At 68.2% G+C, this 25,627-nt stretch carries 24 protein-coding genes; 16 read left to right on the plus strand and 8 right to left on the minus strand.

The features are described from left to right. Window positions 1–9 precede the first annotated feature (9 nt). Complete coding sequence (locus AC13D8_RS05630) at window positions 10–1,629, minus strand: thiamine pyrophosphate-binding protein (RefSeq protein WP_482968015.1); 1,620 nt, start codon at window positions 1,627–1,629, stop codon at window positions 10–12. A 194-nt stretch (window positions 1,630–1,823) separates the two neighbouring features. Between AC13D8_RS05630 and AC13D8_RS05635 the strand changes: the two genes are divergently transcribed. The 6 genes from AC13D8_RS05635 (at window position 1,824) to AC13D8_RS05660 (ending at window position 5,596) form a co-directional block, all read left to right on the plus strand. Continuing rightward, a complete protein-coding gene (locus AC13D8_RS05635) occupies window positions 1,824–2,435 on the plus strand; it encodes a ribonuclease D (protein WP_482968016.1) in 612 nt (203 codons plus the stop codon). A 4-nt stretch (window positions 2,436–2,439) separates the two neighbouring features. Beyond that, window positions 2,440–3,063 (plus strand): LPS export ABC transporter periplasmic protein LptC, encoded by a 624-nt coding sequence (gene lptC, locus AC13D8_RS05640; protein ID WP_129431389.1) that lies wholly within the window; start codon window positions 2,440–2,442, stop codon window positions 3,061–3,063. A gap of 2 nt (window positions 3,064–3,065) precedes the next feature. Beyond that, window positions 3,066–3,554, plus strand: a complete 489-nt coding sequence (gene lptA / locus AC13D8_RS05645) for a lipopolysaccharide transport periplasmic protein LptA (protein ID WP_482968017.1) — start codon at window positions 3,066–3,068, stop codon at window positions 3,552–3,554. Further along, complete coding sequence (lptB, locus tag AC13D8_RS05650; RefSeq protein ID WP_482968018.1) at window positions 3,551–4,315, plus strand: LPS export ABC transporter ATP-binding protein; 765 nt, start codon at window positions 3,551–3,553, stop codon at window positions 4,313–4,315. The genes lptA and lptB overlap by 4 nt, the downstream gene beginning before the upstream one ends. A gap of 213 nt (window positions 4,316–4,528) precedes the next feature. After that, window positions 4,529–5,092, plus strand: a complete 564-nt coding sequence (gene hpf, locus AC13D8_RS05655; protein ID WP_482968019.1) for a ribosome hibernation-promoting factor, HPF/YfiA family — start codon at window positions 4,529–4,531, stop codon at window positions 5,090–5,092. Window positions 5,093–5,131: 39 nt separating this feature from the next. Beyond that, window positions 5,132–5,596 (plus strand): PTS sugar transporter subunit IIA, encoded by a 465-nt coding sequence (locus AC13D8_RS05660; RefSeq protein WP_482968020.1) that lies wholly within the window; start codon window positions 5,132–5,134, stop codon window positions 5,594–5,596. Between the two features lie 3 nt (window positions 5,597–5,599). On the opposite strand, the gene AC13D8_RS05665 is transcribed toward AC13D8_RS05660, so the two are convergent. The 5 genes from AC13D8_RS05665 to AC13D8_RS05685 form a co-directional block, all read right to left on the minus strand. Further along, a complete protein-coding gene (locus AC13D8_RS05665; RefSeq protein WP_482968021.1) occupies window positions 5,600–7,030 on the minus strand; it encodes a nodulation protein NodH in 1,431 nt (476 codons plus the stop codon). A 6-nt stretch (window positions 7,031–7,036) separates the two neighbouring features. Next, a complete protein-coding gene (locus AC13D8_RS05670; RefSeq protein ID WP_482968022.1) occupies window positions 7,037–8,737 on the minus strand; it encodes a DUF5927 domain-containing protein in 1,701 nt (566 codons plus the stop codon). Between the two features lie 32 nt (window positions 8,738–8,769). Continuing rightward, window positions 8,770–9,756 (minus strand): glycosyltransferase family 2 protein, encoded by a 987-nt coding sequence (locus tag AC13D8_RS05675; protein WP_104018231.1) that lies wholly within the window; start codon window positions 9,754–9,756, stop codon window positions 8,770–8,772. A 149-nt stretch (window positions 9,757–9,905) separates the two neighbouring features. Continuing rightward, window positions 9,906–10,457 carry an ActR/PrrA/RegA family redox response regulator transcription factor gene (locus AC13D8_RS05680; RefSeq protein ID WP_104018230.1) on the minus strand — a complete coding sequence of 184 codons (552 nt, stop codon included), beginning with the start codon at window positions 10,455–10,457 and terminating at the stop codon, window positions 9,906–9,908. A 72-nt stretch (window positions 10,458–10,529) separates the two neighbouring features. Continuing rightward, a complete protein-coding gene (locus tag AC13D8_RS05685) occupies window positions 10,530–11,165 on the minus strand; it encodes an SCO family protein (RefSeq protein WP_482968023.1) in 636 nt (211 codons plus the stop codon). 82 nt (window positions 11,166–11,247) lie between these two features. Between AC13D8_RS05685 and regB the strand changes: the two genes are divergently transcribed. The 10 genes from regB to hslV all read left to right on the plus strand — a co-directional run bounded on the left by regB (window position 11,248) and on the right by hslV (window position 24,956). Continuing rightward, window positions 11,248–12,612, plus strand: coding sequence for a sensor histidine kinase RegB (regB, locus tag AC13D8_RS05690; RefSeq protein ID WP_482968024.1), 1,365 nt, complete (start codon window positions 11,248–11,250; stop codon window positions 12,610–12,612). Between the two features lie 73 nt (window positions 12,613–12,685). Continuing rightward, window positions 12,686–14,164, plus strand: coding sequence for a PAS-domain containing protein (locus AC13D8_RS05695; RefSeq protein WP_482968025.1), 1,479 nt, complete (start codon window positions 12,686–12,688; stop codon window positions 14,162–14,164). A 57-nt stretch (window positions 14,165–14,221) separates the two neighbouring features. Further along, entirely contained in the window at window positions 14,222–14,707 is a 486-nt protein-coding gene (gene tsaE, locus AC13D8_RS05700; protein ID WP_482968026.1) for a tRNA (adenosine(37)-N6)-threonylcarbamoyltransferase complex ATPase subunit type 1 TsaE, read from the plus strand. Continuing rightward, a complete protein-coding gene (locus AC13D8_RS05705; RefSeq protein WP_482968027.1) occupies window positions 14,700–15,716 on the plus strand; it encodes an aminoglycoside phosphotransferase family protein in 1,017 nt (338 codons plus the stop codon). The genes tsaE and AC13D8_RS05705 overlap by 8 nt, the downstream gene beginning before the upstream one ends. Next, window positions 15,713–16,402: a nucleotidyltransferase family protein gene (locus AC13D8_RS05710; protein ID WP_482968028.1), complete on the plus strand. Its 690-nt coding sequence runs from the start codon at window positions 15,713–15,715 to the stop codon at window positions 16,400–16,402. Before AC13D8_RS05705 ends, AC13D8_RS05710 begins: the two co-directional genes overlap by 4 nt. Beyond that, window positions 16,389–19,337 carry a double-strand break repair protein AddB gene (gene addB, locus AC13D8_RS05715; RefSeq protein ID WP_482968029.1) on the plus strand — a complete coding sequence of 983 codons (2,949 nt, stop codon included), beginning with the start codon at window positions 16,389–16,391 and terminating at the stop codon, window positions 19,335–19,337. Before AC13D8_RS05710 ends, addB begins: the two co-directional genes overlap by 14 nt. Continuing rightward, window positions 19,334–22,741 (plus strand): double-strand break repair helicase AddA, encoded by a 3,408-nt coding sequence (gene addA / locus AC13D8_RS05720; RefSeq protein ID WP_482968030.1) that lies wholly within the window; start codon window positions 19,334–19,336, stop codon window positions 22,739–22,741. The genes addB and addA overlap by 4 nt, the downstream gene beginning before the upstream one ends. Before the next feature lie 48 nt (window positions 22,742–22,789). Further along, a complete protein-coding gene (trxA, locus tag AC13D8_RS05725; protein ID WP_104018221.1) occupies window positions 22,790–23,110 on the plus strand; it encodes a thioredoxin in 321 nt (106 codons plus the stop codon). A 78-nt stretch (window positions 23,111–23,188) separates the two neighbouring features. Continuing rightward, window positions 23,189–24,337 (plus strand): amidohydrolase, encoded by a 1,149-nt coding sequence (locus AC13D8_RS05730; protein WP_482968031.1) that lies wholly within the window; start codon window positions 23,189–23,191, stop codon window positions 24,335–24,337. 61 nt (window positions 24,338–24,398) lie between these two features. Further along, window positions 24,399–24,956: an ATP-dependent protease subunit HslV gene (gene hslV, locus AC13D8_RS05735; protein ID WP_482968032.1), complete on the plus strand. Its 558-nt coding sequence runs from the start codon at window positions 24,399–24,401 to the stop codon at window positions 24,954–24,956. 100 nt (window positions 24,957–25,056) lie between these two features. Here hslV and AC13D8_RS05740 read toward each other — a convergent pair whose 3' ends face one another. Next, window positions 25,057–25,389, minus strand: a complete 333-nt coding sequence (locus tag AC13D8_RS05740) for a BrnA antitoxin family protein (protein ID WP_482968033.1) — start codon at window positions 25,387–25,389, stop codon at window positions 25,057–25,059. Further along, window positions 25,355–25,618 carry a BrnT family toxin gene (locus AC13D8_RS05745; RefSeq protein ID WP_482968034.1) on the minus strand — a complete coding sequence of 88 codons (264 nt, stop codon included), beginning with the start codon at window positions 25,616–25,618 and terminating at the stop codon, window positions 25,355–25,357. The genes AC13D8_RS05740 and AC13D8_RS05745 overlap by 35 nt, the downstream gene beginning before the upstream one ends. Window positions 25,619–25,627: the final 9 nt, after the last annotated feature.

The following is a 25,627-nucleotide window of genomic DNA, read 5'->3' on the forward strand; positions in this document are numbered from 1 at the left end:
GGCACCTCCTCAGAAACGGTTGTCATAAGAGCCACGGTCGATCTCGGCAGCGATGACGGTGAAGCGGTCGGCGCCCTGCGCTTCGATCAGCGCTGCACGCAACTCGGCCCGGCTCGTCACCCGCACGCCATTGCCGCCGAACGCGCGACCGATAGCTGCGAAATCATGATGGCCGAAATCCACCGCGAGATTGGTCATCTGCCGCTCGCGCTGCTTCTTTTCGATCAGCGCGAGGCTCGCATCGACGAACACGACGAAGATCAACGGCAGGCCCAGTTCCGCCACGGTCGAAAGCTCCCCGGCCACCATCAGGAACCCGGCATCGCCGGAAAAGCTAACCACCGTCGCCTCGGGCGTGGCGAGCTTGGCACCCATCGCCAGCGGCACGGCACAGCCCATCGTACACAGCGCGGTGGATTGCAGCACGGAGCGGGGGTGATGCGCCACCCACATCTGCGACAAGAGGATGCGGTGCGCGCCACTGTCCACGGTGGCGATGGTGTCTTCTGGCAGCACGCGGCGTGCTTCGTCGATCACCGCCGCCGCGCCCCATCTGTCCGCCACCGGGAACGCCTGCGCCAGCGCATCGCGCGCCGCCACCACCTCGCCGCCGGGCCAGGTGGCGCGGGGTGTGACGCCCTCGGCGATGGCGGCCAATGAGGGCGCGCAGGGCCCCACGACATTCATCGTCGCCTGATGCATGTACTGATGATTTGGTTCGGCGGTGATGTCGATCACGTTGACCGCCGCCGGGTCCCATATCTCGCGCCAGCCGGGGCGCATCTCGATCGGGTCGTAACCCACGCAAAGGATCAGGTCGGCCTGCTGCACGAACGGCACGAGGATACCATCGGCCAGCGGCGACAACCCCGCGCCGCCCAAGCTGAGCGGATGCGTCTCGGGGATGATGCCCTTGGCCTTGTAGGTGGTGATGACCGGGATCGACAGGCGCTCGGCCACCTCGCGCACGGTCCTGGCCGCGCCCTCGTTGACGGCATCGAGCCCCACGACCATCACCGGTCGCTCCGCCGCGGCAAGCCAGCCGCGCGCGCGTGCCAGCGTGGCGGCGTCGGGCACCATCGGCGCGGCGTCGGGGCGGCGGCGCAGGCGCGGCAGGCTCACCCGCTCGTCGGCCACGGAAATCGGCACGTCGATATGCACCGGGCCGGGGCGGCCTTCGGTGGCGATGCCCACCGCCTTGTCGGCGATGATGTCGGCGCCTTGCGCGGTCAGTCGGAACGTGGCCTTGGTGATCGGGGCCAGCACCGCCTCGTGATCGAGGATCTGATGGGAATAGGTCAGCGCCTCGTCGGCATCGACACAGCCGGAAATCACGATCAGCGGCACCCGGTCCTGATGCGCGTTGGCGATGGCGTTGACCCCGTTGAGCACCCCCGGCCCCAGCGTCGCGATCAGGATGCCGGGCGCGCCGGTGCGGTGCCACGCCCCCTCGGCCATGAAGGCGGCGGCGTTCTCGTGCCGCGCCAGCGTCACCTCGATCCCCGCGCGTGCCAGCGCGTCCATCACGGTCAGCACCTCGCCGCCGGGCATGCCGAAGGCATGTCGGCAGCCGGCTTCGTAAAGACGCCGGGCGAGGTGGTCGGCGGCGCGTATGCTGGCGTCGGTCATCGGGGGCTCCTTCTCGATATCCGCACGATTTGTGGCCGAGCCGCCCCGGGACCGCAAGCCGGATTGCGACGAAAGCGGTGGCGGCGCGGCCGGACGCGCCCCATATCCGGGTTGAGGGATGCGACGAAAGCGCCTAATCAGACCCGAACCTCCTGTTTTCACGGCGTGACCCCGCGCGGGCGAAAGGGCATTGAATGACGAACCACATCTACCAGGCCGATCTGCCCGACGGGCTCGATCTCGGCCCCGTCGTCGCGATAGATTGCGAGACGATGGGCCTCAACCCGCACCGCGACCGGCTCTGCCTCGTGCAGATCTCGGGCGGCGATGGCGACGCGCATCTGGTGCAGGTGGCCAAGGGGCAGACACGCGCGCCCAACCTCGAGCGGCTGCTGACCGATCCTGACGTGCTCAAGCTCTTCCATTTCGGGCGGTTCGACATCGCGGCGATGTATCACGCCTTTGGCGCGCTCGCCGCCCCGGTCTATTGCACCAAGATCGCATCGAAGCTGGTGCGCACCTATACCGACCGGCACGGGCTGAAATACCTGCTTCAGGAATTGCTGAACGTGGATATCTCCAAGCAACAGCAAAGCTCGGACTGGGGGGCGGAGACACTCAGCGAGGCACAGCACGCCTATGCCGCCTCGGATGTGCTTTACCTGCACCGGCTGCGCGAGACGCTCGACGCGATGCTCGCCCGCGAGGGGCGCAGCGATCTGGCCCAGGCCTGTTTCGATTTCCTGCCCGTGCGCGCGCGGCTCGACCTCGCCGGATGGCCCGAGACCGACATTTTCGCCCACTGACCCGATGGCCCGCGCTGACAACACCTATTCGCGCATCGTGGCGGGGATGAAAATTCTCCTGCCGCTCGTGGCGCTCGGGCTGTTGTCCACCCTGTTTCTCATTTCCAACACGATTGATCCGTCCGGCCCCGTGCCGACCGCCCCCATCGACCTCGAACAGCGCGCGCAGAGCCTCGGAGTGACGCGCCCCAGCTTTGCCGGGATTTCCGGGCGGGGAGACGAGATCAAGATGCGCGCCGATGTCGCCTGGCCCGACCCCGACGACATGCGGCGTCTCATAGCCGAGCGCATCACCGGCGAGATTGGCCTGATTGGCGGGACCGTGCTGAACCTGAGCGCGGCCAACGCCCGGCTCGACCAGACGAAGATGACAGCAATGCTCGAAGGCGCGGTCCATATCACCAGCACGACCGGCTACGAGATCGACACGGACCGGCTCGACACCCGCCTCGACGCGCTCTACGCCAAAAGCCCCGGGCCGGTTACCGCGACCGGGCCGCTGGGAGACCTGGACGCCGGGCACATGATCCTGCGCGAGGCCCCCGGAAGCGGCGATGCCGAATTGGTTTTCAGCGGGGGCGTCAAGCTGGTATACCGCCCGAATATCGAGAAGGAACAGGACCAGTGACGATGTTTGCACGCCTTGCCGCCGCCGTGGCCCTTTCGTGCCTGCCGGTACTGGCGGGAGCGCAAGGCACGCCCGTGGCGTTCGGCCAGGTTCAGAGCGACCGTTCTCTGCCGATCGAGGTGACCTCGGACAATCTCAACGTCAACCAGGCCGACAACACCGCGCTCTTTACCGGCAGCGTGGTCATCTCGCAGGGGGCCATGCGGCTGTCGGCCCCGAGGGTGCGGGTCAACTATCTCGCCGACCAAAGCGGTATCGAGTCGCTTGAGGCGACCGGCGGCGTCACCCTTGTCAGCGGCGAGGACGCCGCCGAAGCCGCGCGCGCCGATTACAACATCACCACCGGCATGATCGAACTGCGCGGTGACGTGCTGCTCGTGCAGGGTGATAACGCGATCACCGGCGAGACCGTCTTTGTCGATACCGCCGCGGGCACCGCCCGCGTGAGCGGGCGGGTCAAGACCGTGCTGCAACCGGGTGGCGATCAATGAGCGCGGCGAACCTCAGCCTCGCGCACAGCAACGACGCGACCGGCCTGCGGGTCGAGAACCTGCGCAAGAGCTACAGCAAGAAGCTGGTGATCCGCGACGTCTCGCTCTCGCTCGATCAGGGCGAGGTGGTGGCGCTGCTCGGTCCCAACGGCTCTGGCAAGACCACGACATTCTACGCCATCGCGGGCCTCATCCATCCCGAGGGCGGGCATATCTTTATCGATGGCCGCGACGTGACGGCACTGCCGATGTATCGCCGCGCCAAGCTCGGGATCGGCTACCTTCCGCAGGAAATGTCGATCTTCCGCGGCCTCTCGGCCGAGGACAACATCATGGCCATCCTCGAGATCACCGAGCCGTCACGCGCACACCGCCGCGAGCGGCTCGAACAGCTCTTGTCGGAGTTCTCCATCGAACACCTGCGCCGCGCTCCCGCGCTCGCATTGTCGGGCGGCGAGCGACGCCGGGTCGAGATCGCACGCTGTCTCGCCGCCAATCCGCGCTACCTGCTGCTCGACGAGCCGTTTGCCGGGGTCGATCCGATCTCGGTCGGCGATATCCGCCACCTCGTGGCCGACCTGAAGAAGCGCGGCATCGGCGTGCTGATCACCGATCACAACGTGCGCGAAACGCTAGAGATCGTGGACCGCGCCTATATCCTGCACGATGGCAAGGTTCTGATGTCCGGCAGCCCCCGCGACGTCGTCGATAACGAAAACGTGCGCCGGGTCTATCTCGGCGACACATTTCGCATCTCGTGATCGCCTGCGCAAATCGGATTGACAAAGGCCCGGCAAGGGGCGTCAATTGTATCATGACATGTGGTGATCGCACGCCGGATTCCCGATCATCCCCACGCGGTGGGGCGGGCTTTGGCCAAGATCAGGACATGTCCCCTATCTGCATCGAGAACCGGGCCTGACCACGCGCGCACACCCTGTGCCGCGCCAGTCCGTGGAATAAAAGGAGGCAAGATGCGCTATCAAATCAGTGGAAAGCAGATCGACATCGGCGAAGCCCTTCAGACTCACGTCAAGGACGAGCTTGGCACGGTGGTGTCGAAATACGCCGAACGCCCGACCGACGCGCAAGTGACATTTTCCAAGAATGCGAGCGAGTTCGCCTGCGAGGCCGTCGTGCATCTTTCCACCGGGCTGACCGCACAGGCCAAGGCCAAGGCGCACGAGATTTACGCCGCCTTCGATGCCTGCAACGAAAAGATGGAAAAGCAGCTCCGCCGCTACAAGCGCCGCCTGAAAGACCATCACAAGGACCGTTCGGAACCGGTTGAACTCACCGGCGTGTCCTCGTATATCCTCTCATCGGATGTGGGCGGGGCCAACAACGAACCCGACAGCCTGCAACCGATCATCGTGGCCGAGATGGAGACACAGATCCCCTCTCTCTCGGTCGGTGAGGCGGTGATGCAGATGGAGCTTGCCGGCGCGCCGGTGCTGGTGTTCCGAAAGGAAGGCAAGGAGACGGTCAATGTCGTATATCGCCGGGATGACGGCAATATCGGCTGGATTGACCCCTGATCGAGGATGACCGGCAAGCCGGTCGATACGTCATAAAATATGGATTTAACCATGCTCCTCAAACCCGAGGCCGTCCGTGCATTGTCCGGCGTCACCAGCAAGAAGCGCCTGATGAACGAGTTGGGCGCATTGGCAGAGGCGGCCTATGACGTGCCGCATTCCGATGCCATCGACGCCCTGCTGGAGCGCGAGAGCCTTGGCCCCACGGGCGTTGGCAACGGCGTTGCCCTGCCGCATGCGCGGCTCGACGGGCTCGAGCACGTGGTCGGCGCGCTCGCCGTACTCGACAAGCCGATCCCGTTCGACGCGGTGGATCGCCAGCCCGTGGACCTCGTCTTCGCACTCTTCGCGCCGACCGATTCGGGGGTCGAGCACCTCAAGGCGCTGGCACTGGTCTCGCGCACACTGCGCGACACCGCGTTCTGCGCCAAATTGCGCGCCAACCACGACAGCGCGACGCTCTACACCATCGTGTCAGAGGCTCAGGCGGCGCAGGCCGCCTGAGCCCTACGACGCCCAATCGGCGAAGCCAAAGGTCACGTAGTCGCGCTGATAGACAGCGCGCGTCAGGCGCTCGATCTCGTCATCGTAGATATCGCCGAGCACAAATGGCCCGGTCGGCACCACCGAACCCGGCGCTTGCGGTGCCGCGACCCCCGCCTGCCGCGCCACCGCCACGAGCCCCGCCGCCATCTCTTCCTCGCGAAGGATCGCGTCGGGTGGGCCGAATTGCGCCATCCCCTCGATCACCGCCGCCTGCGTCGCCCAATGGGCATCCACCCGGATCGCGGTCTGCCCGGCGAGGTTGGCCTTGAGAAACCCGAGAAACCCGGCGAATGCCGCGCGATGCGCCGCCCGGTCATAGCCCGGATCGGGCCAATCGGCGGGGATCGGCAGCTTGTAGGCCTTGCGCAGGGTGCGCCGGATGCTGTTGAAACAGCCCGGCCCCGGCACGAGAATACGCTCGCAGAACGCGGCATGTGCCCGCGCCACCGGGTGGCGCAGCACGGTGAACCGCCGGTGCCCCGGCTTGCCCCGCATCCACCGCCGCAGCGCGCCCTGGTTGAGCCGGGTGGGCAGCGTGTCCTCGGGCACCCCGTCAAGCGCGGCCAGCCACGCGCGCACTTCCGCCTCTGGCCCTCCGCGCACCGGCATGTAGACAAGCGGCGCATGCGCGGCGGTGACGAAACCCGGCACCGCCGCACCCCTGCGCGGCTCGAAATTCGGCGTGCGCGACAGGTCGAACCGGTCGAACTGCGCCAGCGCCCGCGCCATCTCGTCGTAATTCTCGACCTTTCGTTCCAGCGGCTCGGGATTCTGCGGCTTGAGCGAGGCGTCGAGCGCCTCGAGCCGCGCCTCGCAGCCGAGATAGCGCGCCAGCCCGTTCATCACCTCGACGGATTGCAGATCGTCGTAGCCGATGTAGAACGCCGTCTGTCCGCTGGTCTGAAGCCGGTTGAGCAGCACGAGCTGAAACGCCTGGTGCCGCGCGAGATGGCCCTCGAATTCCTCGGCGTCAAAACGCACGGTGCTGTCGCGCCGCCGCTTGACGTTGGTAAGCTTCCACTGTCCCGTTGCCTGCGCGATCTTCCACGACACGTAGCTGTCCACCGGGTTGCGTGTCAGCACGATCTTGGCGCAGCGCGGATCGTCCAGCATCGGGTCGAGCACCCGCGCATCGTGATCGTGAAAGAAGCGGAACCCGCCGATACCCTGTGACTGCCCCTTGATCGCCCCGATCAGGCGTGCTGGCTCCTCGTCGCGCATGGCCTGCGTTATCCCCAGCAGCTCGGTCCGGTTCGGATAACCGATGAAATGCGGGTTGAACGCCTCGCCGTGACACTCGATCCCGTCGAACGCATTGAGATTGCTCTCCAGGAAATTGGAGCCGGTGCGCATCTCCGCGAAGATCACGAAATAATCGAAACCCGCCGTCATCGCCCACTACCGCACAAGGTAGGGCCTGCCCCGGTTTCCCGGAGGCTCGTGAACCCCCGTATCGGCCCGGAAATCGCCCATCAGATAGGGATGCATCCCCTGGTTCTTGAGGTTTTGCAGGAATTGCCCGAAACCGCTCAGATCGGCCATGCGCGGCACCTCGGCCAATCCGCGCGGATTGCTGTGACCGATCTCGTCAAGGATGCTCTGCAACGGCTCCATCGGCGATTCGACGAATTCCGCCATCGTCCATATCCGCACCCGCGCCCGCGCCCATTGCGAGCGCAGCACCTTGAGATGCTCTGCCTCGACATGCTGGAGCCGCGCCGCCTCGCTGCGCAGGTCGGCGAAATTGGCGTTGGACTGAAACAGCGGCACCGCCCACGCACCCGAGATCACCGAAATCTGCGCGTTCGGGTCCTTGGCGATATCCCACTCGATATCCTCGACCTCGTCGCCCGGGCCCATCTGAAAACATTGCCGCTCGCCACGCGTATTCCAGATCAGGCTGGTGAGAAAGGCGCGCTTGTTATAGTCGCGCAGCGCCGCGCTGTCCGACAGCGCCCCGGCCATCACCGTCTGACCATCGGCAAACTCGGCGCGCGCGGGGGCGAACAGGTGGCCATGAACCCGCATTCCCGTCACCCGCGCCAGCCACGGCTCGAAATTCTCGAACAACTCGGCGAACCCCTCGAACACCGAATACGGTACGCAGGTCGTGCGGTTCTCGCGCCCCTCGACCGGGAACCGGCTCTGCATCAGCAGGCCCGGCCGCCCGCGCACGCGCCGCTCCACCGCCTTGGCGAAAATACGGTCGATCTTGCCCGGGTTCGGCTCGGTCCGCTTCATCGCGCTGGCCTGATCGGTCAGGAACGCCTCGTAGAGCCGGTTGGCATAGGGCCATATCTTGCGCGCCACGAAACAGTCCGACCGGCGCAAGAGCTGGAGGTGGTCGTCGTAAAAGATATGCGGCTTGCCCTGGTAGTCGAATTTCGACAGCGTCAGCGACCGGCTCTCGATCTGGCGGGAATACTGCCGCGCCAGGGTCTGGAAATAGCTCTCATCGGGGATCCACACCTTCGAGAAGTAGCGGTCGTAGACCGGGCGCTCCGGGTCCTGAAGCACCGCCGAAAGCGTCTGCCGCGTGAGGCACCACCACTGGCTGCCCATGTGCGGCACGATGCCGTTGGGGATGCGCCGCCGGAACCCCACGGCGCGTTGCAGCGCCACGTATTTGTCGAAGAAATACCGGTTCTTGCGCCAGGAAAACGGGAACCGCAGGGTAAATCGCTCCTCGTCCAGCCCGCCGATTGTCCAGGGCACGTCCGCCGTCGTCGCGCTCTCGATGAAATCGGTATGCGGGCGCGCGGCGAGATAGTCGATCAGCTCCTGCACCGGGCGTAGCGGCAGGCAGGACCCGGACGCGAGGTAGACATGCCGCACGTCGGGAAACGCGCGCAGCATGACCTCCGAGGCATCCTGCGTGGCCGCCACCAGCCCCCACATGCCCCATTCGCAGCGATGGCGTTTGGCAAAGCGCAGGTCCGGCAGGTCCGACAGCGCCTCGACAAAATCGGCGTGGGCCTTGCGCGGCACCGATTTGTCGACGTGGATCACCAGCGGACAGCCCGACGCCGCCCAATGGCGCGCAACCTGCTCGGCCCGGCCAAAGGCGGTATGAACCAGCATGACGATGCCGAGGCTCATGTCGCTGCCATTCCCTGTCCCCTGGCCCTGCCTCATGCCCAGTTGCCCTTGGACATCAGCCCAAGGATCTCCAACTGCCGCCAGTTTATATACTTTTCCGACCACTTGCACCAAAGTTCGGGGTTGTCGCGCACATGCGCGGCATAGGCCTTGTACTCGACGCTGCCCGCGTAGTGCTGACCCCGGCTCAGCTCTTCCTCGGCCTTGGTGGCAAAGGTGTCGAGAAACTTGGCGTGCAACAGGATGCCGCTCGCCTTCTCGCCGCCCCACTCGTCATAGGTGAGGTTGAGCCCGCGCGGCAGCAGCATGTGGGTAGAGCTGTCATAGGCATAACGCCGGTCCCAGCGCACCAGCGGCGTCTTGTTGAGCGCCGGCGCCTTCTTGGGCCGGTCGGCGAAAAACACCCGCGCACGCGGCCCGCCCTGTATCCACAGGTTGCCATAGAGGCGGTTCTTCTCGACCATGTAGTTACCAGAATCGAACCAGGCGGCGATCTCTATCGGGTCCTGCCCGGCGCGGTAGGGCACCGCGTCGATGCGCCCCTTGGGATACATGTCCAGCAGCATCGCGCCAAAGGACTTGACCGCGCTGGAATCGAGCCAGTCGGTCAGCGCCCGGATGGGTCGCGTGTCGCAGAATGGGTAGACGAGGAATTCGTCGGGATCGACCACCAGCGTCCAGTGCCCGTGGCCATAACGCGCCTGAAGCCAGTTGAGCCAATCGACGCCAAAGCGTGACCGCTTGTAGCTCGCCTTCGTGGTCCAAAGCGACACGTCGGGCTGCCGCGCGAGATACTCGGTTCCCCCGTCGCTGCTGTCATTGTCCACGATCAGGAAATGCGCGATCCCCAGGTCGCGGTAGTACTTTAGAAAATAGGGCAGCCGCACATATTCGTCGCGCAGCGTCGAGAACAGCAGCACTTGGCCGGGGCGGATCTGTCCGGTGCGATCGGATACCGGGCGCAGCGAGAAATGCTTGCGGAACGCACGTATCTTGGCCCGTTTGCGCCTGAGCCGCATCCGGTATGATTGCCAAACCCCCAAAGCGATCCCCCAAAAATCCCTGTCGTCACCACACTACCCGAGACCGGTTAATACAACCCCGCATTGGAACAGATTGCCACTATTCAGAGAATTGTTGCGGTATCGGCAACAGTTTGAACGGCATCCTATTTTGGCGAGCGTTTCGCGAGAATACGCTGCAACGTGCGCCTGTGCATGTTGAGCCGCCGCGCCGTTTCGCTCACGTTGCGGTCGCACAGCTCATAGACCCTCTGGATATGCTCCCACCGCACGCGGTCGGCGCTCATCGGGTTCTCGGGCGGCGGCGGCAGGTCGACATCGCTGGCCAGGAGCGCGTTGGTGATATCGGTCGCGTCGGCAGGCTTGGACAGGTAATCCGTTGCCCCGATCTTGACCGCGGCGACGGCGGTGGCAATGGCCCCGTAACCCGTCAGCACCACGATCCGCGCATCCGGCCTGCGCTCGCGGATCGTCTCGACCACGTCGAGCCCGTTGCCGTCCCCGAGCCGCAGGTCACAAACCGCGTAGGCGGGCGGGCGCGCCAGCGCGCTTGCGCGGCCCGCGGCGACCGAGTCGGCAATCTCCACCTCGAATCCGCGCTTTTCCATCGCCTTGGCAAGCCGCCGCAGGAACGGCTCGTCGTCATCGACCAGCAGAAGCGTCCTGTCCTCGCCGATATCGAGTTGTTCTGCGGTCATTGCCGACCTCCCTTGCGCGCATCCGTGCAAGGGGTTGTAGCCCGTGGACTATTCGGCGTCAAAACAAACGCGTCAAGAGGCCGCGTCGGCGAAACAGGCGATCCGGTCGGCCATCTGCTCGGGCGTCACGTCGCGGCGAAAGAACTCGACAAAGCCGTGCCCGGGCAGGCTCAGATAGCTCATCGTCGAGTGATCCACGAGGTAGAACTCCTCCGCGCCGTCCTCGGGTTCCTGCGCCTGGTAATAGGTGCGATAGGCCTTGGACGCGGCGCGCACCTGTTCCTCGCTGCCGGTGAGGCCCAGCATCCGGGGATGCAGGTAATCGGTGAACTCCGCCATCACCTCGGGCGTGTCACGCTTTGGGTCGATCGAGATGAACACCGGCTTGACCATGTGACCGCGTTCTTCGAGCAGGTCCACGGCGGCGGCGTTGCGCGCGGCATCCAGCGGGCAGATATCGGGGCAGAAGGTATAGCCGAAATAAATCAGCGTCGGCTTGTCGATCACGTCCTTGTCGGTCACCGTCTCGCCGGTCTCGCTCACAAGCTCGAACGGCCCGCCGATCTGCGCGGCCCCGCCCGCCACGTTCGACGCCCGGCACTGGGCAAAGCGATCCTCGGAATCGGCCTCGCCAAAGCCTGCGACATACATGGCCCCAAGACCCGCGACGGCGATGGCGGCGGCGGCGGCGGCAATCGTGCGGATCATCGGTCTCTCTTGCCTCGGTCAGGTTCCGGTGCAACCCTCTACCTTCGATCCTTGGTTCACACAATGGGACGTGTCCGCGCAGATGTCCGATATCTCCCCCGACAGCTTCCCGTCCGGCCACGGGCGCAACTGGATCCGCCTCAAGACGCTCACGCTCTTGCGCTGGTGGGCGATCGCCGGGCAGGCCAGCGCGCTCGTCGTCGCCGAACATTTCTTCCACCTCGACCTGGAAATGGGGCTGTGCTTTCTCGTGATCGGCGTGTCCGTCGCCTCCAACCTCGTCGCCACCTTCGTCTTCGCCGAGACCAAGCGCCTCGCCGAACAGGATGCACTCCTCGTGGTGCTGTTCGACATGCTGCAACTTGGCGTGCTGCTCTATCTCACCGGCGGCATGAACAACCCGTTCTCGATCCTGATCGTCGGTCCGGTCACCGTCTCCGCCTCGGCGCTGTCCGGTCGCTCCACCGTGTTCGTGGGCGTGATGGCCATCGTCATCGTGACGCTGCTGATGCAGTTCCACCTGCCGCTGCGCACGGTGCAGGACGAGGTGCTGCGCGTGCCCGACATCTTCCGCTTCGGCAACTGGGTGGCGATCGTGATTGCGGTGGTGTTTCTCGGGGTCTATTCGCGCCGCGTCGTGCAGGAGATGCGCACCATGTCCGACGCGCTCCAAGCCACGCAGATGGCGCTCGCGCGCGAGCAGAAGCTCACCGACCTGGGCGGCGTGGTGGCGGCGGCGGCGCACGAACTGGGCACGCCGCTCGCCACCATAAAGCTCACCAGCACCGAATTGGCCGATGATCTCGACGACCGCCCCGACCTGCGCGAGGACGCCCTGCTGATCCGCGACCAGGCGAATCGTTGCCGCGATATCCTTCGCTCGATGGGCCGTGCCGGCAAGGACGACCTGCACCTGCGCCGCGCGCCCCTCACCGCCCTGGTCGAAGAAGCCGCCGAGCCGCATGTCGATCGCGGCAAACGCATCCGCTTCCGCCACGGCGCCAATGGCGACGACCCGACGACGCAGCCCACGGTGCTGCGCCGCCCCGAGATCATCCACGGCCTGCGCAACCTGATCCAGAACGCCGTCGATTTCGCGCGCGAGACGGTCATCGTAGAGACCCGCTGGAGCGACCGCCGCATCACGCTGCGGATCATGGATGACGGGCGCGGCTTTCCCCCGGACATGATCGGGCGCCTGGGCGAGCCGTTCATGCGCCGCCGCGGCGCCGCGCCCGATCCGCACAGGCCGGGCTACGAGGGCATGGGACTTGGCCTCTTCATCGCCAAGACCCTGCTGGAACGCTCGGGCGCCGATCTGACCTTTACCAACGGCACCGACCCGCCCGGCGCCCTCATCGAGGTAAGCTGGCCACTCGCCGCAATTGCCGTCACTGACGAGACCGGGGCCGCCGGTCTGGGCGAGAACCGCCCGTTCTCCGGCTGACTGCCCGGATCGACGTTAAGCCCGTCTTAACCAGTTTGCGCAACGCTGGACGCGATGACAGCGGAGCGGATGGATGGCGGCGATGGCGATGACGGAAATGGTGATTCTGGCGGCGGCGGCGCTCGCGCTCTCGGTCGCGGCGCTGTGGATCGCGGGGGCGCTCCTTCCCGCGCCAGGTCGCGCGCCCGCCGCACCGCCCGATCCCTCCGCGGCCACCTCCACCTTTCTGCTGCGCGACGGCGCGCTCATCGACACCGACGCGGATGAGGGCGCGCTCCCGCCCACTCAGGACGACACCGGCGATGACTGGGCGCGGCTCACCCGCTGGCTGGCACCGCGCTTCGCGCTGCCCGGCCAGCCGCCCGGGGGAACGCGCCGCTACACCGCGCAAGACCCCGAAACCGACCCCGCCACGCTGGAGGTCGAGACCGGCGGCCCCCGCACCCGTCTCACCCTGCGCGACCCGCGCGCCGCCTGCCCGGCGACGCGCCACGCGCTTCTTGCACACCTCCAGGAAACCTCGCGCCAGGGCGCGGCGCTCTCGCGGATGCCGATGCCGGTCTGGCTGCGCGACAAAGAGGGGCGTGTGACCTGGGAAAATGCCGCGGCGGCGGCCCTGCCGCCCGACGACCGGGCGCAGCTTCTGTCAGTCACGGAATCTGCGCGCGTCGCGCTCGACAGCCCCCCGCGCTGGTTCGATCTCGCCAGCCACGACGACGCCGGCGGCACTCTGGTCTTTGCCACCGACGTCACCCCCCTCGTCCGCGCCGAGAAGGCGCGGCGCGACTTCGTCCAGACGCTGGGGCGCAGCTTCGCCGACCTGCCCACCGGCCTCGCCGTCTTCGACCGCGCGCACAGACTCGCCATGTTCAACCCGGCGCTCGCCGATCTCACCGGGCTCGACCCCGTGTTCCTCAGCGGGCAGCCGGAAATCTTCTCTTTCTTCGACATGCTGCGCGACCGGCATGTGATGCCCGAGCCGCGCAACTATTCAAGCTGGCGCGGCCAGATCCACGCGATGATCGACGCCGCCCATGACGGCCAGTACCGAGAGGTCTGGAGCCTTGCGACCGGGCGCACCTACCGCGTCACCGGGCGGCCGCATCCCGACGGCGCGGTGGCCTTCCTGATCGAGGACATCTCCGACGAAATCTCCGCCACCCGCCACCAGCGCGCCGAACGCGACGTGCTGCTCGCGGCGCTCGACCGCGTGGACGACGCCATCGCCGTGCTGTCCCGCGACGGCGGGCTGGTGTTCTGCAACCGCCGATTCGCCACGCTCGTGCGGCTCGACCCGGGCGCACGAGAGGCCGGGATGCCGCTCGACACCGTGATCGACACCTGCCGCGCGCGGTTTCCCGACGACACGATCTGGCAGGGTGTGGCCGCCCGCCTCGCCGCCGACAGCCAGCCGCAAGCGATGACCGGGCAGCTTGCGCTCGACACCGGTCCCGCGCTGGCCCTGAGCCTGGTCCCGCTCGGCCCCGGCCAGGTGATGCTCACGCTGCGCCGCGCACCGCCGGAACACCCCCGGGCCGCGCTCTCCGCCTGACCGCCGCCCGCCGCATCGCGCTTGCAGGCGCGCGCGGGCCACGTGTAGTCTTGGCCCATGCCGCAAGAGACCCGCCGCCTTCGCCTCACCAGCCCCGACGCCACCTGCGGGCTGGCGCGGCACCTCGCCCCGCGGCTCGGGGCGGGCGACGTGTTGCTGCTCTCGGGCCCCGTCGGCGCGGGCAAGACCCATTTCGCCCGCTGCCTGATCCGCGCCCTCACCACGCCGACCGAAGAGGTGCCATCCCCCACCTACACGCTGGTGCAGACCTATCCCGGCCCCGCCACCGATATCTGGCACGCCGATCTCTACCGGCTCACCGACCCCGCCGAGATTGTCGAACTCGGTCTCGCCGAGGCTTTTGATGCGGCCATCACGCTCGTCGAATGGCCCGACCGCCTCGCCGACATGACCCCGGAGACGGCGCTGCATCTCGATTTCGCCCACGGCACCGCGCCAGAGACGCGCCACCTCACCCTGCGCTGGTCCGATCCGCGCTGGACACCCCGGCTCGAGGACGCAAAGGCGCACGCCGATGCCTGACGACCGCACCGCCCGGATCGACGCCTTTCTCGCCGCCAATGGCTGGGGCAGCGCCGCGCGCCACGCGCTCGCGGGCGACGCCTCCAACCGGCGCTACCTGCGGCTGGCGCAGCCCGACGGCGCACGCGCGGTGCTGATGGACGCCCCGCCCGAACGCGGCGAGGACGTGCGCCCCTTCACGGCGATCGCGCGCCACCTCGGCAGCCTCGGCCTCTCGGCCCCCGCGAACCTTGCCCAGGACACGCAGGCGGGCCTGCTTCTACTCGAGGATCTCGGCGACGCGCTCTTCGCCCGGGTGCTGGAGGATACCCCGGCGCTGGAGCCCGAACTTTACCGCGCCGCCACCGACCTGCTGGTGGATCTGCATCGCCATGCGCCGCCCCCGGGCCTCGCCCCTTATGATCCGCCGCTGATGGCCGATCTCGCCGCGCTCGCGCTCGACTGGTATCATCACGGTGCCACCGGCGACGGGAATGCCGCGCTGCGCGCCCGGCTTTGCGCCATGTTAGAGACACATCTGGCCGCACTGCCGGAGGCCGACAGCGTCCTGATCCAGCGCGACTACCACGCCGAGAACCTGCTCTGGCTACCCGACCGCGCCGGCGTGGCGCGCGTCGGCCTGCTCGATTTCCAGGACGCGATGCGCGGTCACCGCGCCTACGATCTCGTCTCGCTGCTGCAAGACGCGCGCCGCGATGTCTCGCCCGCCACTGCCGACGCGATGCTCGCCCATTACATCGCCGCCACCGGCGCGGATGCAGAGGGCTTCACCACCGCGTTCCACTGGCTCGGTGCGCAGCGCAACCTGCGCATTCTCGGCGTCTTCGCCCGGCTCAGCCTGCGCGACGGCAAGCCGCATTACGTGGCGCTCATCCCCCGCGTCTGGGCGCATCTGCAAACCGACCTGCGCCACCCCGCGCTCGCCCCCCTCGCCGCGCTGGTGCAAGAGGTGCTGCCGCCGCCCACCCCCGCGCATCTTGCGCGCCTCACGTCAGGCCACGCGGCATGAGCTTTCCGGTGATGATCTTCGCCGCAGGCTTCGGCACGCGCATGGGCACGCTCACGCAGGACCGCCCCAAGCCGCTGGTCGAGGTGGCGGGCCGCCCGCTCATCGATCACGCGCTCGACCTCGTGGCCGATCATGTGCCGCCCCGCACGGTGGTCAACCTCCACTACCGCGCCGCACAACTGGCCGCGCATCTCGACGGGCGCGACATCCTGCTCTCGCACGAAACACCCGATATCCTCGACACCGGCGGCGGTCTGCGCGCGGCGCTGCCGCTGCTGGGCACGGGCCCGGTGCTGACGATGAATTCCGACGCGATCTGGCGCGGACCGAACCCGCTGTCGCATCTCGCAACCCGCTGGGACGGCGCGCGCATGGGCGCGCTGCTGCTGTGCCTGCCGCCCGACCGCGCCCTTGGCCATGCCGGGCCGGGCGATTTCACGCGGGCTCCCGATGGCCGCCTCTCCCGCGGTCCGGGCCTGGTCTATTCCGGCGTGCAGGTGATCGACCCCGCCTGCCTCGCCGATATCCCCGAGCGCGCCTTCTCGCTCAACCGTGTGTGGGACGCGCTCGCCGCCGAGGGCCGCCTTTTCGGCGCAATCTACCCGGGGCACTGGTGCGATGTCGGCCACCCCGGGGGCATCGCCCTGGCCGAAGACATGTTGAAATCCGGCCATGTTCGAGACTGATCCCGCCCCCCGCATCTTCGGCCTCGAGCCGGGCGTGGATTTTCCCCGCGCGCTCATCGACGGCCTGCGCGCACGGCTCGGCGATGCGCCCCCCGAGGCGCTGGCGCGGGTACAGATCATCGTCAACACCCGCCGCATGGCCCGCCGCCTGCGCGACATCCTCGACGACGGGCCGCCGGGCCTTCTGCCACGTCTGAGCCTCGTCACCGATCTCGGCGAAAGCTGGCAGGCGGGCCGCCTGCCGCCCCCCGCCCCGCGCCTGCGGCGGCAGCTGGAACTGGCGCAGCTCGTCTCGGCGCTGCTCGACCGCGCGCCCGATATCGCGCCGCGCAGTGCCGTCTTCGGCCTCGCCGACAGCCTCGCCAAACTCATCGACGAGATGCACGGCGAGGGTGTCGCGCCCGAAACCATCGCCGCCCTCGACATCGCGGATCAGTCCGGGCACTGGGCACGGATCAAGACCTTTCTCGGCATCCTCCGACCCTTTTTCGACAGCGGCGCCGACGCACCCGACGCAGAGGCGCGCCAGCGCCGCGTGGTCGAGGCGCTCATCGCGGCCTGGGCCGAAACGCCCCCCGACCACCCCGTGATCGTCGCCGGGTCGACCGGCTCGCGCGGGGCGACGCATATGCTGATGCAGGCGGTGGCGCGGCTGCCGCAGGGGGCGGTGGTGCTGCCCGGCTTCGATTTCGACGCGCCCGCCCATGTCTGGGGCGCGCTGACTGATCCGATGGTGTCCGAGGACCACCCGCAATTCCGCTTTGCCCGCCTCGTGCACGGGGCCGGGATCGCGCCCGACGCGGTTCGCCCCTGGCATGACACCCCGCCGCCCTGCCCCGCGCGCAACCGGCTCGTGTCGCTGGCGCTGCGGCCCGCGCCGGTCACCGATCAATGGCTGCGCGACGGCCCGGCGCTCGCGGACATCCCCGGGGCGATGCAGCACGTCACCCTGCTCGAGGCGCCCGACACGCGGCGCGAGGCGCTGGCCATCGCCATGCGCCTGCGCGCCGCCGCCGAGGAGGGCATCACCGCCGCCCTCATCACCCCCGACCGCACGCTCAGCCGGCAGGTCACCGCCGCGCTCGACCGCTGGCGCATCCTGCCCGATGACAGCGCCGGGCAGCCGCTGCACCTCTCGCCTCCGGGGCGGTTCCTGCGCCATGTCGCCGATCTCTTCGCCGACCGCACCGGGGCCGACGCGCTGCTCGCGCTGCTCAAGCACCCGCTGACGCACACCGGCGCCGGGCGCGGCACCCACCTGCGGCTCACCGGCCTGCTGGAGCATCACCTCCGCCGCCACGGCCCGCCCTATCCCGAGACGGGCGGCCTGCGCGACTGGGCCGCCGCCCGGCAACGCGAAGAGCCCGCCATCGCCCAATGGATCGACTGGGTCTGCACCTGCCTGATCGGTCGCGACCGGCCCGGTCCCGATCCGCTCGGCCTGCTCGTGACCGCCCACCGCGCGCTGGCAGAGCGGATTGCCCGCGGGGCCGAGGCCCCCGAAGGCGCCGGCACGCTGTGGGACAAGGCCGCCGGCGAAGAGGCCCGCGCCGCGATGGACGAGCTGGCCGCAGAGGCCGCCTCTGGCGGCGCCATGACGCCGCTCGACTATGGCCGCCTCGTCCACGACGCGCTTGCCGCGCGCGAGGCGCGCGACCCGGTCGAGCCACATCCCCGCATCCGCATCTGGGGCACGCTCGAGGCGCGGGTGCAAGGCGCCGACCTGCTCATTCTCGGCGGGCTCAACGAGGGCGGCTGGCCCGATCCGCCCCCGCCCGACCCGTGGCTCAACCGGGCACTGCGGGTTCAGGCAGGGCTGTTGCTGCCAGAGCGGCGCATCGGGCTTCAGGCGCATGATTTCCAGCAGGCAATCGCGGCGCGCGAGGTCTGGCTCACCCGCTCGGTGCGCTCGTCGGATGCACAGACGGTGGTCTCTCGCTGGCTCAACCGGGTGCAGAACCTGCTCGGCGGCCTGCCCGATCAGGGCGGCCCCGAAACGCTCGACGCGATGCGCGCGCGCGGGCGGGACTGGCTGCACCGCGCCGCCCTGCTCGAGGCACCGGACGAGGTGCCGCGTGCCTCGCGCCCCGCGCCCTGCCCACCGCCCGATCTGCGCCCCGACCGGCTTAGGATCACAGAGATCGAGACGCTGATCCGCGACCCCTACGCCATCTATGCCCGCCACATTCTGCGGCTGCGCCCGCTCGATCCGCTGATGAAGGTGCCCGACGCGCTCCTGCGCGGCACCGTGCACCACACCATTCTGGAACGTTTCATCGCCGAGACGCGCGACCACCCCGAGCGGCTTACCGCGGCCGCCTTGATGGAGATGACAGAGACTGTTCTGGCCCAAACCGTGCCCTGGGCCGAAGCACGCGCACTCTGGCTCGCGCGGATGGAGCGGGTCGCCCAATGGTTCGTGGCCCAGGAAGCCGCCCGCCGCGCCGCGGCCACCCCCGCCGCGCTCGAACGCCCCGCGACGCTGCGGCTCGCCGATCCGCCCTTCACCCTCACCGGCAAGGCCGACCGTATCGACATCGACCCGCAGGGCCGCGCGCTGCTCTACGATTACAAGACCGGCACTCCGCCGGGCAAAAAGGAACAGGCGCATTTCAACAAGCAGCTCCTGCTCGAGGCGGCGATGGTCGAGCGCGGTGATTTCGACGATCTCGGCCCGATGCCGGTGCGGCGCGCCGCCTATATCGGCATGGGCGCCAAGCCCGGCGAGATCGACGCCCCGCTAGAAGAGATGCCGCCGGCGCGCATCCTGTCAGAGCTTGCCGCGCTGATCGCCGCCTACGGCGATTCCGCGACCGGCTATGTCGCCCGCCGCGCCCCGCGCACCACCGAGGCGCGCGGCGATTACGATCAGCTCGCCCGCCACGGCGAATGGGACATCACCGATCCGCCGCAGCGCATGAAGGTCGGCCAATGACGACGCTCCACCCCGCCTCCCTCGCGCAGATCATCGCCGCGCGGCCCGACCGCTCCACCTGGCTTTCGGCCAATGCCGGGTCGGGCAAGACCCGGGTGCTTACCAACCGGGTGGCGCGGCTCCTGCTCGACGGCGTCAACCCGCAGCACATCCTGTGCCTGACCTATACCAAGGCCGCTGCCAGCGAGATGCAGATCCGCCTGTTCGACACGCTCGGCACATGGGCGATGATGCCCGATGGCGCCCTCGCGACCGCGCTCGGCGATCTCGGTCACGACGGCGAAACCGGCCCCGACATGCTGCGCCGCGCGCGCCGCCTCTTCGCGCAGGCGATCGAGACGCCGGGCGGCCTGCGCATCCAGACCATCCACGCCTTCTGCGCCGCGCTCCTGCGCCGGTTCCCGTTGGAGTCGGGCGTGACCCCGGATTTCGCAGAGATCGACGACCAGACCGCACGCCTGCTGCGCGCCGAGATCGTTGAGGAGATCGCCGCCGGTCCCGAGGCCCCGGTGCTCGCCGCGCTCGCGCGCCACCACGCCGACGAGAGCCTCGATGCGCTGGCAAGGGACATCCTCGCCCGGCAGGCCGATTTCACCACCGCGCCCGACGATGCCGCGCTCTGCGCGCTGCTTGATCAACCCGGCGATCTGAGCCGCGACAGCATCGCCGCCCGGGTCTTTCTCGGCTCCGAGGGCGCGCTGCTCGACCAGCTCCTGCCGGTGCTGCGCGCGAGTTCTTCCAACGACGTCAAGGCCGCCGAGAAACTCGCCACGCTCACCGCGCTCGATTTCGGCGCGCTGCCGGTGCTCGAAAGCGTGTTTCTGCTGCAATCGGGCGAGAACGCGTTTTCACCGAAACTCCCCGGCATCACCCGCCAGCCTTTCCCTACGAACCCCATTCGCAAGGCACAGCCCGAGCTCATGGCAGAACTCGACGCATGGATGACGCGGGTGTCCGAAGCCCGCGAGGCCCGCCTCGCGCTCCTCACCGTCGAACGCACCCGCGCGCTCCACGATTTCGCGCAGGTCTTCATTCGGCTCTATTCCCGCACGAAACAGCGCCGTGGCCTGCTGGATTTCGACGACCTGATACTGCGCGCCCGCGACCTGCTCACCGATCCCTCGGTCGCCGCATGGGTGCTCTACCGGCTCGATGGCGGGATCGACCATATCCTCGTGGACGAGGCACAGGACACCAGCCCCGTGCAATGGCAGGTGATCGAGCGGCTGGCACAGGAATTCACCGCCGGCGCGGGCGCGCGCGCGGACGTGCGGCGCACGCTCTTCGTGGTGGGCGACCGCAAGCAGTCGATCTATTCCTTCCAGGGTGCCGACGCGCGCGAGTTCGACCGGATGCGGCAGGAATTCGGCCTCCGGCTCGACGCCACCGGCACCCCCCTGCAAGAGCGTCGGCTCGACTATTCCTTCCGCTCCTCGCAGGCCATTCTGCGGGCCGTGGATACCTGCCTCTCCGGGGCCGAAGAAAGCGGTTTCGCGCCGGATCAGAGCCACATCGCCTTCTTCGATACGCTGCCCGGCCGGGTCGATCTCTGGCCGCCCGTGGCCAAGCCCGAGAGCGCCGAGCCGCCGCCCTGGCATCACCCCGTCGATATCCCCGCCGAGACCGACCCGGCGGTGATCCTTGCCCGCCATATCGCCGACCATATCCGCGCGCTGCTAGACGCGCGCACCGCCATCCCCGACCGTGACGCAGAGGGCGGCGCGCGGCTGATGCGGGCGGGCGACGTGCTGATCCTCGTGCGCAGCCGCAGCCGCCTGTTTCACGAAATCATCCGCGCCTGCAAATCCGCCGACCTGCCCGTTGCCGGGGCCGACCGGCTCAAGGTCGGCGGCGAGCTTGCGGTGCGCGACCTCGCCGCGCTCCTGTCCTTCCTCGCCACCGGGGATGACGACCTCGCGCTCGCCACCGCGCTGCGCTCGCCGCTCTTCGGCTTCACCGAGGCACAGCTTTTCGACCTTGCCGCCCATCGTGGCCCGCGCACCCTGTGGGAGGCGCTGCACGCCGCCCGCGCGGCCCACCCAGAGACCCTCGCCATCCTCGACGACCTGCGCGACCATGCCGACTTCCTGCGCCCCTACGACCTGATCGAGCGGATGCTCACCCGCCACGAGGGCCGCCGCCGCCTGCTCGCCCGGCTCGGCCCCGAGGCCGAGGACGGCATCGACGCATTGCTCGCGCAGGCGATGACCTACGAGGGCCGCGCCGTCAGTAGCCTCACCGGCTTTCTCGTCTGGATGGAAACCGACGAGATGGAGATCAAGCGCCAGATGGACAGCGCCGGAGACCGCATCCGCGTGATGACTGTGCACGGCGCCAAGGGGCTGGAGGCACCGGTGGTCATCCTGCCGCAGGCCGGGAAATGGAACGCGCCCGCCGCCCCGGCCATCGTCATCCACGAGGGCACCCCGTTCTGGCGCGGCAACAAGGACGAGATGCCAGGCGCCCTCGCCACCGCCGCCGAAACCGGCCAGGCCGCGCAACTGGCCGAACGCGACCGCCTGCTCTACGTCGCCATGACCCGGGCCGAGAAATGGCTGATCGTCGCGGCGGCGGGCGACCTCGGCTCCGACGGGGCGGCGTGGCATGACCGCATCCGCGAAGGTCTCGCCACGGCGGGGGCAAGGCCGCACGCCTTCCCGACCGGCGACGGCCTCCGGCTCGAGGCCGGAGCCTGGCCAGAAACAGGCACTGATACGGCCCAACTAGCCCCTGGGACAGAGACAATCCTCGATCCGCTCTTCGCCGCCCACGCCCCCGCGCATGGCTCCGCGCCAAAGACCCTGAACCCTTCTGATCTCGGTGGCGCCACCACGCTGCCCGGCGAGGGCGGGCTTGACGAGGCCGCCGCCAAGCGCCGCGGGCGGCAGGTCCACCGCCTGCTGGAAATCCTGCCGCCGCTACCCACCGCGGACCGCCCCGCCGCCGCCCACACCCTGCTCTGTCACGGCCCCGACGCCGCCAGCGAGGAAGAGATCGCGCTCCTGCTCGCCGAGGCGGAGAAGGTGCTGTCCAGGCCCACGCTCGCCCACCTCTTCACCGCCGAGGCGCTCGCCGAGGTGCCTGTTTCCGCCGCGCTAGACGCGCTTGGCGGGCGGCGCATCCACGGGGTGATTGACCGGCTGATCCTCGCACCCGACCGCGTGCTTGCCGTCGATTTCAAGACCAACGCCGTGCTGCCCGACCGCCCCGAGGATACCCCCGAGGGCCTGTTGCGGCAGATGGGCGCCTATGCCCACGCGCTCGCCGCGATCTACCCCGACCGCAAGGTCGAGACCGCGCTCCTCTGGACGCGCGCCGCCACGCTGATGCCGCTGCCACACGCCCTCGTGACCGCGGCGCTGATGCGGGCGGGACAGCTTGACGCCGGGGGCGGGGCTACATAGGTTCAGCGCAAGTTCCAGACACAGTTCCACACACAAGGAGTAATGCCGATGGCCACCGTCGCCGTAACCGATGCCACCTTCGACGCCGAGGTAAAGAATTCCGATATCCCCGTCGTGGTGGATTTCTGGGCCGAATGGTGCGGTCCCTGCAAGCAGATCGGCCCCGCCCTCGAAGAGCTCGCCACCGAGATGGAAGGCAAGATCAAGGTCGCCAAGGTCGATGTTGACAGCAACCCCAACTCCGCCGTGGCGATGGGCGTGCGCGGCATCCCCGCGCTGTTCATCTTCAAGGACGGCGAGGTGATCTCCAACCGCGCCGGCGCCGCCCCCAAGGCCGCGCTGCAAAGCTGGATCGAAGACAGCATCTGAGACCCGGATAGGTCGAGAGCGAAGGGCCGCGCCCCGCGCGGCCCTTTTCTTTTGCACCAATATCCGCATGATCGCCTCATGACCCTTACCAATTCTGACATCGCCGACCTCACCGCTTTCCGCCGCGACCTGCACCGCCACCCCGAGATCTCCGGCAAGGAGGCCGAGACCGCGCGCCGGGTCACCGCGGCGCTCGGGTCGCACGCGCCCGACCACCTGCTCACCGGCCTCGGCGGCCACGGCATCGCCGCCACCTACGCGGGCGCGGAGCCCGGACCGACCGTGCTCTTTCGCTGCGAACTCGACGCGCTGCCCATCGCCGAGACCGGCACGGCCCCGCATCGCTCATCGGTGCCCGGCAACGGGCACCTCTGCGGCCATGATGGGCACATGGCGATCCTCGCGGGCCTCGCCCGCCTGCTGTCGCGCACCCGCCCCGAACGCGGCCGCGCCGTGCTGCTGTTTCAGCCCGCCGAGGAAACCGGCGCGGGGGCGGCAGCCGTGCTCGCCGATCCGCGATTCGAGACTGTTTCACCAGATTACGCCTTTTCCCTCCACAATGTCCCCGGCATGCCCCTGGGCCATGTCTCGCTCATCCCCGGCCCGGTGACCTGCGCCTCGCGCGGCATGGAAATCACCCTGACCGGCCGCTCCGCCCACGCCTCGCAGCCCGAGACCGGCACCTCGCCGATGGCCGCGCTCGCCCGCCTCATGCCCGATCTCACGGCGCTGTCGCACGGCACGCTGGATGAGGCCGATTTCACCCTCGCCACCGTGACACATGCGCGGATGGGGCCGCCCGCCTTCGGCATCGCGCCGGGTGACACGACCCTCCACGCCACGTTGCGCACGCTCACCGATGACCGCATGGCGGCCCTCGTGAACGCGGCGGAAACGCTGGTGTCAGAGACGGCGGCGGCCCACCGTCTCTCCGCCAGGATCGCATGGCACGACATCTTTGCCCATTCCGAGAACCACCCCGAGGCCACCCGCATCATCGAAACCGCGCTCGACGCGCTCGGCCTCGCCCATGACGGGCGCGGTCTGCCCATGCGCCCGTCCGAGGATTTCGGGCGCTTCGGCCATTCCGCCCGGGCGGCGATGCTGTTTCTCGGCGCCGGACAGGATCACCCGGCGCTCCACAATCCCGATTACGACTTTCCCGACGACCTCATCCCCACGGGCGTGCGGATCTTCCACCGCATCGCCCGCGACCTGCTCGGCTGACCACAGACCTTGCACCCCGCGCGCGCCCCTTCCATATAGGGCCAACCACACCGGAGGACGCATGAGCGACGAATTTCCAGGCTGGCACGGCACCACCATCATCGGCGTGCGCAAGGGCGGCGAGGTGGTCGTCGCGGGCGACGGGCAGGTGAGCCTCGGCCAGACCGTGATCAAAGGCTCGGCGCGCAAGGTACGCCGCCTCTCGCCCGGCGGCTACGACGTGGTGGCGGGCTTTGCCGGGTCGACGGCAGACGCCTTCACCCTTCTGGAAAAGCTCGAGGCGCGGCTCGAGGCCACGCCCGGCCAGCTTCAGCGCGCCTGCGTCGATCTCGCCAAGGAATGGCGCACCGACAAGTACCTGCAAAAGCTCGAAGCCATGCTCATCGTCACCGATGGCGATCAGCTCTACGTCATCACCGGCGCGGGCGACGTGCTCGAACCGGAACACGACGTGGCCGCCATCGGCTCGGGCGGCATGTACGCCCTCGCCGCCGCGCGCGGCCTGTCCGAGACCGATCACACCGCCGAGGAAATCGCCCGCAAGGCGATGGCGATCGCGGCGGATATCTGCGTCTACACCAACGGCAACCTGACCGTGGAAAAGATCGCGCGCAGCTAGAGCATGTTGCTCAAAAGTGGGAACCGGTTTTGAGCTCCTTGAACATGCGAAATCAAGGAGTTAGAGCGTGTCGCGTGAATGCGAATGATCGCGACACGCTTTAGCCCTTCTTCTCCACCGCCTCCATGTAGGCGCGCAGAACGGCGTTCATCCGCGTTTGATAGCCCTTGCCCTGGCGCTTGAAAAAGTCGAGCACATCGCGATCAACGCGTAGCGAGATGGGCTTTTTCGGCTCGGGCAGATCGTCCAGATCAAGCCCGCCCGCCTCGACAAAGATCGCCCGGGCGAAATCCCATTCAGGCTCGTCAAACGCCGGATCATCCGCGGGCGCCGCGTCCTGTTCCGCCTCGCGCTCGACGCGCTCCCAATCGCTCTGCCCTTTCTGGCGCCGGATCTCGTCAAGGCTCATGCGCGTGATAGTGTCGTCGCTCATTCCGCTTGGCCCTCCTTGCCGAAATCAACCGAAGCTCGTCGCCCCGCCGCGTGAAAACCACCGCATATTCCAACCCGTCCACCATACCGATCGCCAGCCATCGCGGTTCGTCCCGGTGGGACGGAATGACCAGAAGCCGCCCCGCGAACATCGGCAGGATATCGACGAAGTCGATCCCATGCTTTGCAAGGACAGCTTCGCGCTTGACCTCGTCCCACGAGAACCTCATGCACGCGCC

This window comes from Roseovarius sp. B-10 (assembly GCF_056859295.1).

What these genes read in the sequence shown, in the direction of transcription:
- lptB (WP_482968018.1), top strand. Translation starts at nt 3,551, where the DNA reads ATGAGCGCGGCGAACCTCAGCCTCGCGCACAGCAACGACGCGACCGGC.
- tsaE (WP_482968026.1), top strand. Translation starts at nt 14,222, where the DNA reads ATGCCGCAAGAGACCCGCCGCCTTCGCCTCACCAGCCCCGACGCCACC.
- AC13D8_RS05685 (WP_482968023.1), bottom strand. Translation starts at nt 11,165, where the DNA reads ATGATCCGCACGATTGCCGCCGCCGCCGCCGCCATCGCCGTCGCGGGT.
- addB (WP_482968029.1), top strand. Translation starts at nt 16,389, where the DNA reads ATGTTCGAGACTGATCCCGCCCCCCGCATCTTCGGCCTCGAGCCGGGC.
- hpf (WP_482968019.1), top strand. Translation starts at nt 4,529, where the DNA reads ATGCGCTATCAAATCAGTGGAAAGCAGATCGACATCGGCGAAGCCCTT.
- AC13D8_RS05660 (WP_482968020.1), top strand. Translation starts at nt 5,132, where the DNA reads ATGGATTTAACCATGCTCCTCAAACCCGAGGCCGTCCGTGCATTGTCC.
- AC13D8_RS05670 (WP_482968022.1), bottom strand. Translation starts at nt 8,737, where the DNA reads ATGAGCCTCGGCATCGTCATGCTGGTTCATACCGCCTTTGGCCGGGCC.
- lptA (WP_482968017.1), top strand. Translation starts at nt 3,066, where the DNA reads ATGTTTGCACGCCTTGCCGCCGCCGTGGCCCTTTCGTGCCTGCCGGTA.
- AC13D8_RS05635 (WP_482968016.1), top strand. Translation starts at nt 1,824, where the DNA reads ATGACGAACCACATCTACCAGGCCGATCTGCCCGACGGGCTCGATCTC.
- AC13D8_RS05695 (WP_482968025.1), top strand. Translation starts at nt 12,686, where the DNA reads ATGGCGGCGATGGCGATGACGGAAATGGTGATTCTGGCGGCGGCGGCG.
- AC13D8_RS05730 (WP_482968031.1), top strand. Translation starts at nt 23,189, where the DNA reads ATGACCCTTACCAATTCTGACATCGCCGACCTCACCGCTTTCCGCCGC.
- lptC (WP_129431389.1), top strand. Translation starts at nt 2,440, where the DNA reads ATGGCCCGCGCTGACAACACCTATTCGCGCATCGTGGCGGGGATGAAA.
- addA (WP_482968030.1), top strand. Translation starts at nt 19,334, where the DNA reads ATGACGACGCTCCACCCCGCCTCCCTCGCGCAGATCATCGCCGCGCGG.
- AC13D8_RS05740 (WP_482968033.1), bottom strand. Translation starts at nt 25,389, where the DNA reads ATGAGCGACGACACTATCACGCGCATGAGCCTTGACGAGATCCGGCGC.
- trxA (WP_104018221.1), top strand. Translation starts at nt 22,790, where the DNA reads ATGGCCACCGTCGCCGTAACCGATGCCACCTTCGACGCCGAGGTAAAG.
- AC13D8_RS05710 (WP_482968028.1), top strand. Translation starts at nt 15,713, where the DNA reads ATGAGCTTTCCGGTGATGATCTTCGCCGCAGGCTTCGGCACGCGCATG.
- AC13D8_RS05675 (WP_104018231.1), bottom strand. Translation starts at nt 9,756, where the DNA reads ATGCGGCTCAGGCGCAAACGGGCCAAGATACGTGCGTTCCGCAAGCAT.
- AC13D8_RS05680 (WP_104018230.1), bottom strand. Translation starts at nt 10,457, where the DNA reads ATGACCGCAGAACAACTCGATATCGGCGAGGACAGGACGCTTCTGCTG.
- AC13D8_RS05630 (WP_482968015.1), bottom strand. Translation starts at nt 1,629, where the DNA reads ATGACCGACGCCAGCATACGCGCCGCCGACCACCTCGCCCGGCGTCTT.
- AC13D8_RS05745 (WP_482968034.1), bottom strand. Translation starts at nt 25,618, where the DNA reads ATGAGGTTCTCGTGGGACGAGGTCAAGCGCGAAGCTGTCCTTGCAAAG.
- AC13D8_RS05705 (WP_482968027.1), top strand. Translation starts at nt 14,700, where the DNA reads ATGCCTGACGACCGCACCGCCCGGATCGACGCCTTTCTCGCCGCCAAT.
- hslV (WP_482968032.1), top strand. Translation starts at nt 24,399, where the DNA reads ATGAGCGACGAATTTCCAGGCTGGCACGGCACCACCATCATCGGCGTG.
- AC13D8_RS05665 (WP_482968021.1), bottom strand. Translation starts at nt 7,030, where the DNA reads ATGACGGCGGGTTTCGATTATTTCGTGATCTTCGCGGAGATGCGCACC.
- regB (WP_482968024.1), top strand. Translation starts at nt 11,248, where the DNA reads ATGTCCGATATCTCCCCCGACAGCTTCCCGTCCGGCCACGGGCGCAAC.